The organism is Vibrio chagasii (assembly GCF_024347355.1).
Taxonomy (GTDB): Bacteria; Pseudomonadota; Gammaproteobacteria; order Enterobacterales; family Vibrionaceae; genus Vibrio; species Vibrio chagasii.
Genome location: NZ_AP025466.1, coordinates 957,043 through 971,121 on the forward strand (window position 1 = coordinate 957,043; position 14,079 = coordinate 971,121).

The window sequence follows — 14,079 nt, forward strand, 5'->3', positions numbered from 1 at the left end:
TCTTTAAGAAACCTACCAGCCCCAGTTTTCGGCACCATACTGGTTAAATGAGTCAAGCCCACTGCTAATACCCTGAGCGGTATAATCAATGCCTTCAGAAACCAACATCCCTACACCAACACCGGCAGCTATCCCCCCTAAAGCAGCGAGCCAAGCAGGCGCACTCGCGACAAGAAGTGCTGTCGCAGCGGCACCTGCGGCACCTGCAACATAACCAGATATAACACCTTTACCCGTATTATATACAATCTCATGTGCAAACTCTGCCGACGCCATATCTTTACTATCGTCCATTACGTAATACAAGACTGTACCGGCAGGCGCCATAACCGCACCGATCACCCCACCCGTTTTCGCCGACTGTGAAAACTCACCTAAGCCGTGAGCCATTTTCACTGCCGAAGCAGCATTCCACTTTTCAACACCTCTGGAGAGAAGAGCTGGCTCTGTAAAACTTGGAGTTGGGTTATGTACATGAGTGAACCTAACCTTTTTGTACGGCTCTGAGTAAGAAACATTCCCGATTTTGACCTGAGTTCTCAGCGAACCAACCAGCCCAGAGGTCGCATCACTTATTATCCCGGTGACCGTTTGGGGTAAAGCTTGCCTACTGAATGCTTGAGCAAGTACAGGATGCTTGCTCTCCTGCTCTGCCCACCACTCATTGAGGTTACTGAAAAACTCAAAGGAGGTGTTTGTTCCTGAATTATCAATAGGGGATATTGGTACTGGTGGAGACATTGGAACACGCTCATTAAGCACATAACCATCACGCCAAGGTCCAGGCGAGCGCTCATGTCCGCTGACTCCCAGTGCTAACTCTCCAAAGTGATGTTCTAACTGCGCATCCCATCCGCTCACATGCGTCGCGAATGTTAAATCTTCCTCTTGGAAATTCCAGTTACTCGGGTCATCCGCTGCAGAAAGTGGCGTTACAATCGTCGTTGGTTGACCATTTTTGTTCATTATGTCTTTAAGAGGCTGGGTTCCATATTGTTCAGTAAAAACACGACCCTTTCTAGGTGCCTGAGTGGAAGCAAACGGCTCAGCCCTTGTTTTCTCATTTGACAATCGCTCTTTCACCAACGCATTGCCCAACGTATTACCAAACGCATCCAAAGCGAAGCGCCCTGCGTTAGCTCGCAGCGACTCTCCTCGCAACACTGACGCCGCCGCCGCGCCAACCCAACCTGATGTGAAGTGTGACCCACTGCCTTCACCCAAAGAGAAACTCAACTCATGACTCGCCGCATTTCCGACCACCGAAGCCGCAAAATTCGTCCAGTTAAATGACATCTCTCCGCCTAACGCCTTAGCCCCCAAATACTGCGTACCATAGGAGGCTGTACTGCGTACCAAACCGGTACCCAGCCTATCGACAAAGCTCGCCTGTTGAGCTGCGCTCGCCGCTTTCGCCGTCTCCGGTGTCGCCGCCCAGCCTCCACTCAAGTACCGGCCTACGCCTGCTGCCGCTGCCGCCGCAAAACTGCCCATGGCCACTTGTCCCCATGAGAAATCATCCACCACGCCCATGGCTTTACCAACCAATTGACTCGCAACCGAGCCCATGGCGCCTCCGATCGCCGCCGCGCCCATCGCGACCCCAGCACTCATGCCAACGCTCGCACCGCCGGCCAAGGCCGCCATACCTGCTGCCATGCCCGTAGCGCTGCCTACCGCCGCTCCCGTAACTCCTGATATCATTGGCGCCGCCGCACCCGCCGTGTAAACGGTGACCACCACGGCAACCACCGTCATCACGATCATTGCCACCGGATTACAACTCTTCTTCGGCGGAGGTGGGGCGATCGGATCCGGGCTGATGTTGCCCAGCACCTCACTTTCGTTATAAGGCTTAAAGCTTTCTGCACCGTTGAACGTCTGCGTATGCTGGTTTGGCACCACCAAACGCTTGCCTTCTACCAGCGGCTCACTCGGAGACACACCATTTGCATCAGCCAACAAGTACCAGTAACGACTGTCACCGTAGACCCGCTGTGACACTCGCTGTAACGTGTCATTGGCCGACACAACGTAACTGCCCGGTTGTTGCCCCACCGTACTCGCTTTCTCATCCATTAAGTCGGCGTCTATCTTATTCGACACATGCGCTAAAGGATTGCCACCACTGCTCAGCTCTGCCGTCAATTGGCCATCATTCAGTTGCAGCGCTATCTGCCCCTCAAAATCGCTCAACACTTTACGCTCACTCGACGACTTTGTACTGGTCACGCTCTGCAAATGCCCTGCTGGGTTGTAGTGATACTCCGTCTTACCATCTTCATACGAACGTCCCCAAGCCCGGCGGGTGGTGCCCACCGTTAATGTAGATTTACGAAACGCATCTTTAGCTTGGTAAGTGTAAGCTTGCGTATCTACGACACCGCCACTTTTCAAATTGGTGGTGCGCTGCTCACTCAGCTGACCCGAATAGTGGTACGTCATATGCGTGTCGTATTGCCCTCGAAACCCACGACTGCGATCACTCCGCCCATCGATATGCTGCGAGGTCAGCTGACCATCCCAATAGAAATAGTCGACCTTCTCATCTTTGACGCTGCTCTGCTCGGCTCGGGCCGTCGCCCCAGCCTGATGCGTCGCGCTCCAATAACGGTACTCATAACGGCTGCTCTCTTGCTCAATCGCATGCCCCATTCGTGCGTTGCGCTGCTGCATCTCATACACTTTGACTCGCTGACGCCCCGCATACTCAAACTCGTTGACTTGGTTCAGGTGTCCATTCTCGTCATACCCCGTCAACGTCTCGGTTTTCACCAACTCATCGCGCTGACTCGACCGCCCTTGACGGTAATACACCTCCCTGGATGTATTGGCCCAGCGCACCTCTTTCACTTTTTGACCCAGTGCGTTGTAGGTGATGATCCGGCTACCGTCATGCCCACCTATCGCCACCGTCGCCACATCTTGTGTTCGAGTATGAGAGCCGACCATCCGGTTATCTCCGTCATAATGGTACCAACGCGTCTGCGTCTCCTCGCCTTTCACGGTCACCACTTTACGACGGTTACCCACCGCATCGTAGTCATAACGTACTTCCGACGCCGCTAAGCTCTCGCCAAATGCCCGTGCTTCGGTCGCTTTAATCGTGTGAATACGACCCATTGCATCCCACTGCGTGTGAGTATTCAGTCGGTGCTCTCCCTCTTTCAGCACTCGTTGTGTCTCACGACCATTCACATCATAAACATACGTCTCAGACTTGCCGCCGACCGTCTGCTGAGCCAGTAATCCACCGCGGTCGTAGACAAAACGTTGGTCTAAATCCCCCCCGTATTTACGCGTAACCCGTCCAAAGTCATCATACTCATAAACGATAACCTGACCATTTAGCCACGTCTCTTGTGTCACTCGCCCCATCGCGTTGTACGCGGCCCGCTTGGTGGCCTGAATGGCCCCATCTTCCAGCCAGTGCTCCGCCGTTTTTTGTCCCAGCGTGTTATACTCATAGCGACGATGAGTCCCTTCGCCCTGAGTCTCTGTGATCCGCCCGACCGCATCATATTGCGTATACGTTCGGTAACCCGACTCCCCTTGCCACTCTTCCAGGTAACGTTGCCCAACTTGGTCATACGCGTAACGAACGTACAATTCCGCATAAGTTCGGTCGGCACTCAACCGAGAGCGACTGAGAAGTTGCCCCTGCGCATCAAAGTCAAACATTTCTCCCTGGCCCGCGTTATTGACCCGTGCGACTCTGTTCCCCAGCGCATCATGATAGTAATGACTGGCATCGCCACTGCCATTAACGTCCATCAGTTTCTGCCCCGACATATCGTAGTAGCTCTTTTGCCACTGACCATTAGCGTCTTGCACCGCAATCCGATGCCCCTGCGCGTCGTAATACATTAAACTCACGCCCGACGAGGACGTCACCTGACCTGCGGAGTCCACCGTTCGAGTTGCCGGTGCCGTGACACGCGTCACTTGACCTGCATGATTGTAAGTAAAATGGGTCGTCTGGCCATTGACCACTCGGCTTCGCACCTGACCAAACCGGTCAAACTGCTGGGTCGTCACACTGACCTTCCCACCAAAGGCGGTGCTCTCTTCTCGAAGCAAGTGACCCAAACGATCGTACTCACGATGTACGCTCTTTTCGCCAGTCACGTCTTGAGTCACCTGACCTTGCCCGTCATACTGATATCGTGATTGGATGCCTTGACGCGTCGCTACCGTCACCCGGCCCAAACCGTTGTAGCGATAACGCTCTTGGACCGTGGCGTTATGGTGCTTCTCGGTCACTTCACCAAAGGCGTTGTACTGCGCCGACTCCGTGATGTCCCCTGACGCCGCTTTCACCGTCGTGCCCGTTTGACGCCCCGTAGCGTCATAAGCGTATTCTGTCGTACGCTGATGCGTGTACGCCAAGCCCTCACCCACCTTTACCTGAGTACTTTCTCGAATCACCCGGTTCATCAGGTCGCTCTCCACTTGGGTGTAGTGACCCAACGCGTTCTCCCTTCCCGTCAGCTGACCTTGAACACTAAAGTATTGAAAGCTCTGGCGCCCTTCCGTCAATGTCGCCACTTGGTTACCTTGGGCGTCGTACAGATAATCCACGCGTTGATGAGCACGTAAACGTGCCGGACGCTCGGTTTGACCGGCAATCGCCAGCCCTGACACCACGTAATCACGGGCTTTACCCCAAGTCGACACCAAACGCCCCAGCGCATCATACTCTTGTGTGATCCGATTGGCGGCCGAGCTGTGCGTCGACGCATCCGGAGCCCCCACCTCCTCAACGGTCATGGTCATCCGACCCGCATAATCGTGATAAGTCGTGGTCACAAGATCATCGGTGTGATGGCTTACCCGATCACCGTCATGCGCACTGAACGTCACATTATGACGCGTCACTTGATGGCGATGCCCTCGCGCGTCGTAGCCATAGGTTATTCGGCGCATCGCTTGTGCCGATGTCTGTGTGCTCACCCAGGCGTCGACGTGACTCAGGCGCCACTCCCCTTGATAACGATGGGTCAAGATTTTCTCTTCCGACAACTCACCCAACCCGTTGTAACCATATAACGTCAAGTAATTTTCTTCATTTAGGCTCGCCAACCGCTGCCCTGTGACCGAGTACAAGTGTTTGACCTGTGTGCTTAGCTCACCGTCATAGTGTTTAGACACGCTCACTCGTTCACCGAAACGGTTGAACTCCGTACGTTCAGTTAAAGTATGCGCATCCACGCTGCTGCTCTGTGTCACAGCAACACGCTCACCGCGAGCATTGTAGGCCTCGCTGACCTGACGCCAATCGCCTCCTTTCTGAGTAAAGTCACTCAATGCCGATACGCTCAGGCTTTGACCCGGTTGACGCGCTGTGGTGTACGCCTTGGCGTAACGGCGTTGCTCAATTTTTTCACCATAGCCGTTGTAACGATGCTCGGTGATGTACCCCAATTCATCCACATCAAAACGTAACTGACCCGCCGCGTCGTATACGCGGTCGCGGCGTGCACCTTCAGCATTAATATTAATGGACGCCAGCCCCTGACCGTTGTACACCACCTGATTGCCCGCCAAGCCCTGGGCTTGCACTTGATGTCCTTCTACGTCATAAGTGAAGGACTGAGTATTTTGCAGGCGAGTGCCGTCGGCCTTTGTGGTACGCAGTACATTGCCTAAACTGTCGTAGGCATGACGAGTCGTCAGCCGACCAATGAACTGGGTGACCGCTTGCTCTTTTTGCACGTCAGCGTAGCTGACTATCGCCGAGCGCTCAGTGATTAACCGCCCGCGCGCGTCATACTCGTAGTCCGTATCGTTGCTGGCAATATCAGCCTTTGCCTGACGAAGCGTGGTATAACGTGCCAGATGCACCTGCTGCTGTGCTTGCTCAATGGCCTCACTCGCTTGATGTGTCGAGGTGTGAGCCTGAGTTAGGGCAACATTGACCTCCCCGTGCAACGCCACGGCGTCACCAAGGTGCTGTCGGGCGGTTTGCAATGACTGCGCAGTCCGACTCAGCGATTGGTGCGCTTGACCAAACTTGATGCTCGCTTGGTTTAAGGTCGTTCGCGCCGCAAGCAGCTCTGTCTCTGTTCGAAGTTTATCAGCCTGAGCTTGTTCCAAATGGGTGCGCGCTTCCGATAACAGCGCTTGTGATGCTTCACGAGCACGCCTAGCCTGAGAGAGCTGCTCTTCAGCCTCGCGGAACGCTTGATAAGCTGCACTAAGACTTCGCCTAGCCTGAGTTAGTGCGTTAATTGCCTGCTGATGTGCCCGCTGAGCCGCCTGCACTGCGCGTTCAGCATCATTAACTCGTTGTGACGCCTGTGTGACCAAATTATTTTTCTGGGTCAACGCATTTTGAGAAAGTGACACAACTGTTTTGGCTTGCGAGCTTCTCTGTTTGGCGTACCTAAAGTTCCGTATCTGGCTGATGATAGTAGACAATACACTAATATCTCTTCTGAACTGTGTCATCTGTCTGGCATAGCGGTTTGCCTCATCTTCCGCATCTATTGCCCGATCATAAAACACTTCCTCAACCCCGCCAGATGCTTGATAAAACATTTTCCAGTTGTATTCAGCTTCAGCATCCCACTTTGCTTTTTCAGTCGTAGCTTTTGATAAGCGGGTGGTAAAGGTTTTTTTTAGATTATTCGCTACTCCAATACAGGTATTCAATGCCGCTATATTCGACGCGCGCGTGCGTAATAAACGGGAACTTAAATCGCGCATTGCACTATCACTATGACTTTTTATGCCTCTGGCACTTGCAGCTAATAACGAAAACACCTGCTCCTCTGAGCTTTTGGCGGTAGTCAACTCGCGCTTAGCAGCATCCAACTCACGCTGTTTAACGGCCCTGTCTCGTTCGGCCTGTGACAAAATCTCTTTCTGAGCTGACAAATGCCTGCTTGCACTTATCAGTCCTTGGGATTTCGCTCGCTCACTCGATTCAGCTCTCCTAACCTTTGTCTGCTGTTCTTTACCAATTGTTTCAGCAGCTTCAGCCGCGCGTAAAGAGCTGCTCCACGCTACGCTTTTTTGTGAAAATTCGATCGTCCTAGTGTTAAATGCCGCCTGTCTCGCTTCAACTCGACTTTGATCCTGCGCTAAGGTAACTTGTAACGCGTCATACCCCGCACGCTGCTCACTCAACGCATCAAACTGTGCCTGCATTGCCGCCGATAAACTCTCCAGCTCTTTACGCAAAGCCTCTACTGTCGCTCGGTTCGCCACCACGCTTTGCTGCGCTTGAACCTGCTTGCCATCAGCGCCTTCGATGTGCTGCTCCGCACGATCACTCAACCCATCCACATCGTCCAACGTTGCGGTGCCGTCACCCACATCTGGCTTGAATGTTGGATTGTACGCACTCACCTGCAATAAGCTTGGCTCAAAGTCAGAGGGCTCGGCCCCCTCAACGGAAGTGAATGGGTTGGCCGCAATCTGAGATTTTAGCGACGATAACCTCGCCTGTGCCGACGCTTCATCTTCCGTTGCTTGCGTCAATATCGCTCGAAGCCCTTCATTATTTGGCTCACGAGACAACGCACTCTGCGCTGACTGCTTGGCCGTGCGCGCCTTACCTAATGCCACCTCATATTTACGAATTAAGGCCTGCTCTTCCTGGCGAATCGCTCCCTGTAAGGAAACGATGTCTCGCGCCAAAGTCTCTTGACGCGCCGCTTCTAAACTGGCCTCTTGGTATAGACGGTTCAAACGTTGAGTGGCGCCACTTAGCTGATTGCCCAACACACCATTTTCTGCATGAGTGCGCGCGATACCGGAGGACAATTCCGCCAATGACTGCTTCATGTTATCAATGCGGGCTTGTTGATCGCTCAGTGTAGCCAGTTGTTGATTGAGCTTGTCGGATACAATGTCCGCTGACGCCAGGCGGCTCAGTGCCAATCGAATGGCGGCTCCGTCCTCTAAAGTGCTGTCTTGCTGGCGTACGACCTCCAACGCCACAGACAAAGCCTCGTTATTGACGTACACTTTCTGTCGAGTTTTCTCCGAGTGCCGATTGTATTGGTACTCCACTAAGTACCCTTCGCCATCCATCTCAAAGACCAAGCGACCCAGCACATCGAACACACTCAGCTCTGAGCGTACTCGCCCCGCTTGAACTTCTTGTGATAACGCGGCTTTAAATGCCGCCACCTCGGCGTCACTGCGCCCTTGCAGACTCACCGGTTGGTCGTAACGAATCGTATGCGTTACCCGCCCCATGACATCGTAACCGCGCTCCGTCACCGCCCCCGTTTCACTGATACTGAAGCGCAATTGCCCTTTCTCGTCGTAAATGGACTCACTGATTCGATTGTTCGGCGAGGCCGCTAACCAATCACTGTCGGTCACCGGTTTGGCGTATCGCGTGGTGCGTATAACTCGATTCGCCGCGTCATACTCATAACCCGTGGCATAGTGCAAACCATCAATATCAAATGCCAAACGTCCTGATTCATCATAACGATGTTCGGTGACACGCCCACTGCCCGATAACGCATCATTCACGCTCTCCACCGTCCATGCGTTCATTGGTGCTATAGCCTTGGCATAACGAGTGGTTTGTATTTTTCGGTTGGCCGCATCGTACTCATACGCCGTCACATAATTCAGCGCATTGATGACGTACTGGACCCGGCCCTGCGCGTCATACACAGTGCGCGAAATACCACCTTGACCCGTTTGCTTCTCTATTACTTGACCAGCAGCATTATAGCGATAAGACACGCTGCGGTTACTCGCCCGACCAGACCAGCTCTGACCTGAACGCACGCGCTTTTCAAGGACTGCGCCCATGACGTCTCGCTCATACTCAGTCACACGCTCTTGCTGAATCTGGCCATTCGCTGCCAACGCCCCTTCTACCTGCTCGATTATCCGACCATCGAGGTCATAGGTGTACTCGGTGCCTACCCCGCCTTGCTCAGCCCAGATTTTACGGCCCTGACTGTCAAAGCGCAGGGTCGTCACTCGCCCCTCACGATTTTCACTGATGCGCTGCCCATCGGCGTTGTAGGCGTAAGTGGTGGTTAATTTTTCTCCATCGGCGTCTTGAATCACTTTCCACTGGCGGCCCAGCGCGTCGTAACGATATTCGGTGCGCGTACCATCAGCATTGGTAGAGAAGGTCAACAGCCCAGTTTGGGCGTGGTATTCGTTGGAAGACAAAGTTTGAGGTTCGTCGTCGCCTTTGGCGAGGAAGGTGGTGCGGGTCACTTTACCCTGCGCATTGTATTCAAAGCCACGCTGATGACCCAGCCCATCGGTGATGGTCACTGTTTCACCGTGCGCGTTCTTTTCGGTGACCGTACGAATGCCCCCCGGCGACACCACAGTCACGCGATGGTTCGCATCATCGTACTCATACTCAGTCTTCTCTCCTGCGCCATTGGTCAGCGATAACGTTCGACCCAGAGCATCCATCTCAATGCGCTCTTGCACAGCTCCCGATAACCTCACCGTTTTTATGCGACCACCCGCCACATAATCGGTCACTCGCTCGACGCCTTCACCGTTGGTTTCACTCACCATACGACCTCGATGGTCATATTTACGCTGCCACTGTGAGGCGTACTTCACACGCGAAGAGGTCACGGCCTCTCGCGTATCTCCATCCTCAATACGGGTGCCAGCGCGATAATCTTTGGCGACGGACTGATGAATCACGTTCCCTCGTTCATCGTATTCATACCTCGTGACATGACGCGCGATTTGGCTGCCACTGCGCTCTCCGAAATTCGCGTAAGCCTGTGCCACGTGTTGGCGTACACGATGACTTAGACGACCGTCTTGCTGATATAAGTAAGTGGTGCGCACCCCTTCACCATCCAACTCTCGGCTCAATCGGCCCATTGGGTCATATTCAAACGCCTTAATGACCTCACCATCGATGCGTGTGCCGCTCACTTCGCCATACGTGTTATACGTCTTGCTCCGCGTATTCCCCAGCGCATCCGTGGTTTGAATTAAGTGCCCCGCTTTGTCATATTCGTACGTTGTCGTGCCCGTGGCTGGATGATATTGACTCGACTTACGCCCCATGACATCAAACTCAGTGCGGACACCTCGATCCTCTATCAAGCCAGACAACGCCACACTTTGCCAATCTTGCTGCCCAGCCGCTACCACTTGCCCAGTCAGCTCACCAAAGCCATTGTATGTGCGGTACTCTGAGCGGCTCACTGACGTGTTGGCCCCCGTGATGGTCTGACGCAGCCTTCCCGTCACATCCTCATACACATAGCGCGTTTCCACTCCGTGTCGGTCTGTTGACACCATCAAGCGACCGGCTTCATCACGACGCTCACGTGAAAGCAGCACTTTTGGATAGCTCGCCCCCAATGCAGGCGATGAACCGGAGTTGATGCCTTCAACCACACGAGCGATGTCAACTTGACTCATGTCTTCATCGCCAAATGGATGCCAATACACTTTCTTGTCTCGCCCAGCGTCGAAGTAACAAGTCTCGGTTAAAGCCCCTTGCTCGTTCATCTGAAAACGCACGCGTCCATGATGGTCATAGACGACTTGAGTGCGATCAAACTCGCCGTCTGGTACTCGAATCGGCGAAGATTCCGTAAGGTCAGGGTGATGGTAACGACGCGTTTCTGTCACTTGCCCTCGTGCGTTATACCAATACTGAGTCACGTAACCGCCCTCATCTCGACTCAATACCTTGCGCCCGGCCTCATCGTATTCATGCCGAATCGAAATGCTGCCTCGGCTATTACGCTCAACCAATACCCGCCCTTGCGCATCCAATTCCACGCTATTGACCAGCGCGTCCCTATCGCCAAGAACCACGGTAGTTTTGACCGTCTCTCTGTCATCCTCAAAATAAGACCTCGTCACGCGCGGTTTGATGGTGGTTGACAACCCAGACAAGACCGACTCGCCCGTGACGGTCAGCGTACCGCCCCTAACCCAATCGGATGTGTCAACCTCACTGGCGTACTGCGCTTCCACCGCCACTCGCCCTTGTGGATCTCGTCGGTACTCCGTCACGGCGCCCAATTCCGACACCGTCAACCAAAGCCGACCTTGCGCATCGTAAAACTGAAATTGCTCACTGCCATCCGGGTGCTGCGTCGCCACAAGCTGCCCCGCTTCGTTATAAAGGAACTGACGCTCTCGTGACACCAATGTGGGGGCACTGCGTTGCTCTGATATTAACTGACCCGCAGTACTGAACGTTTGGGTCACGGTAGCACCACTCGCTTGAGACACCACAACCTGACGGCTTTTGTCTAAATATTCGGTGGTCGTGGTCACCCCTTGAGCATCCGTTTGGCTAACAACGCGCCCTAACCCATCATAAACTTGAGTCGCGCGGCTCACGACCTTCGCGGTCCCGCTTTCCAGATCCCCCACTAAGGTATCCGATGCCAATAACTGACCAAACGCATCGTAAGTAAAACGAGTATGCTCGTTCCGACTGTGACGAAGGCTCAACGAGCCTTCGCTCGCTGACTGTTCATCCAACAATTGAGCGGTTTCGCCTTCCGGGTGAATGTCAAAGGCCACCAACAGTACAGAAGGTAACGCCACAACTGGCTCATCCGGCGCCCCTACGCTCGATAGATTCAACGCTAAGTCGACATTCAAAATCAACCCCAGGTCACTCTGTAATAAGTCGCTGCTCCACTCACCTTTTGTTGACAAATATATTCGACCGCCGGCGAGACGGTGACGATTTGTGAGACTCCCTAATTCTCCCAACAGTTGCCCTGACTGCTCTTCGTTCTGGTGAGTATTGAACGTCTTTGAGGACACGAGCTGACCGTCTGCGTTCAATAATGTCAGTGTTACTCCGGAAGTCGCTCCATCAATACGTTGGCCACCCAGCCAAACTCCCGCAGAAGTGTTCGAAGCCACCACCTCAAGGTGAGGCGACGTCAGCCCATCCCCTTGGTCATCAAGCTGTTCATGCCGTGTTTGGGTATGCAATAGACCACGCTGATAACTGAACGTCGTCAACGCTGTTTGACGTTTATCTTGTGCCTCTGACCACTCCATAAGCGCTTGGATTGATGGGGAACCAGTGCCTTGCGCATCAAACACCGCATTCACATACACTCGAGAATGCGTGCGCTGACCAAAGCCATCGTATGCGTATTCCGTCACTAACCCGCCTTCGTTGATTTCGTAACGCAGGTTTACCCCATCATAGAGGGCATAACGGTGCCCTTCTCCCGCTCGCCCATTATTGATGTGCGTCGCCACCAAGCGTTGCATGTCATCGTATTCGTAGCGTTCACGCCATTCACCCAACGCTCGCTTTACCGTGCAATTGCCCATCTCATCATATTGGTAATCGGTGACACGCTCCCCCAATGTCCCTGTCTCAACCGCTGCCACTAAGTTATTCTGACTATCGTAATGGTAACGTGTCGCATGAGGCTCACCGTTTGACTCTTTCAAACCATAACCAATATCTTTGTCGTAGCGCACTTCGGGAGACAAGGTGCCCACTAAACGGCCTTGCTCATCATGCGCGTAATACCACGCCTGCCCTGTGGCATCGGTCACTTTCAACTGGTGCCCATTAGCACGCTCTGGCTGATAATCCAGCAAGGTGACAATGCCGTTATCATCAATACGACTTAGGTGCGGTTTCCCCGCCACCGTGTCATAGCCGAGTGTCATCACACTGCCATTACTTTTACTGATGCGGTGAATAAGATGACTGTCGTCATCGTGGTACTCATAACGGGTCGTCAATACTTGACCATCCGTTATTGACTTATCTTCCGGCGAGAGGTCCACCTTCACGCTCGATAAACGCCCTTTAGCATCGTAACCATAATGCACTTTACTGTGCGAGTGAGTGAGATTACCTGCGCTGTCCTCTGTCCAGCTATCGATGCGCGTCAACTGACCCTTGGCATCGAACACAAAACGCAGCTCTTCGCCGTTTACACTCTGAACCGCTGTCAGCCGCTCACCTTGATACCGATAATGGGTTTGGTTACCAAATCGGTCTTCTGCGCGCAGCATACGGCCACTGTCGGCATCGTAGTACTCCTTGACGCCTGTGCTGCCTTCTTCATATACCCACTCTTTACTCTGGCGAATTAAGCTATCATGGGCCCCTGCACCGGCCGTTGACTCGTAGCCGCTCCCCTTAGCGTGAAACACTGAAGCATGCCCATCACCTGAGACACGTTTAATGACTGAGCCTGCCACCTGTATTTCTTGCTCGAATGAGAAGCGCCAGTTATCGCCATTACCATCTTGCTGCTGGCCTTGGCTGTTGTAGGTGCGGACAAGAGACAGATCCAGACCTTTACTGACTAAGGTTTGGTCTTGATGATGCAACACCAAGTTGCCGCTCGACGCGTTGATCTGTAGCCCATTGTTACCACCTAGCTTAATGCTGGCTTGCCCTTGTGGATCGAAATGGCCTAACCCATTCCCACCGATGATCGTTGCCATGCTGACCCCGTGTTATTGTTTTATAAAATCAGATGTATATACATGGCGAAAAATCGAAAAAAGATGAGAAAAAAAATCAAAAAGGGCCGATAAATATGATACATGTCACATATTGTATTTCACCAACCTATTTGTATGGCAAATGCCAAACAATTGAAAAAAAGGACGTTATCTTCAAATTGTCACTATCGCTCAGTTCTAACACTCTCAAAATACTGGGCGCACCTCATGGTCGGGTTACAAAATGGCGAAAGCAAAAAGCATGGAGATAAGACGTTCAGGGGGACACTTCATGAAGGGGGATGGGGCGACTGATTGATAGCGCTTGTTAACGGCTTTTATTGTCGGCTCTAACAGTGCCCCATGCTTGACTGGACTGAACCGCTCAGACACAAACACAAGCACAGTGTTTAATAATACCAGATGGGCCATAACGAAAAGCCCAGCAAATGCTGGGCTTGATATCGCATCATGATTCTTTATCTCGATTGATAAAGAAGTTGGTTCTAAATAACAGCAGGACCTTTATCAAGGTATTTGCGAACCTACTGCAAATACTCTTACATTATCTTCAAAAACAAGGCTATCATCGGGCAGTCCTCCCCGATTAACCAAAGATTGATGAATGATATGTTGGATACGATAATACAATAGAACACT

The 14,079-nt window shown here is 52.8% G+C and carries 1 protein-coding gene; it reads right to left on the reverse strand.

The annotated features are described in order from the left end of the window. Positions 1–12: 12 nt before the first annotated feature. A complete protein-coding gene (locus OCV52_RS20220) occupies positions 13–13,419 on the reverse strand; it encodes a DUF6531 domain-containing protein (RefSeq protein ID WP_261900877.1) in 13,407 nt (4,468 codons plus the stop codon). Between the last annotated feature and the right edge of the window lie 660 nt (positions 13,420–14,079).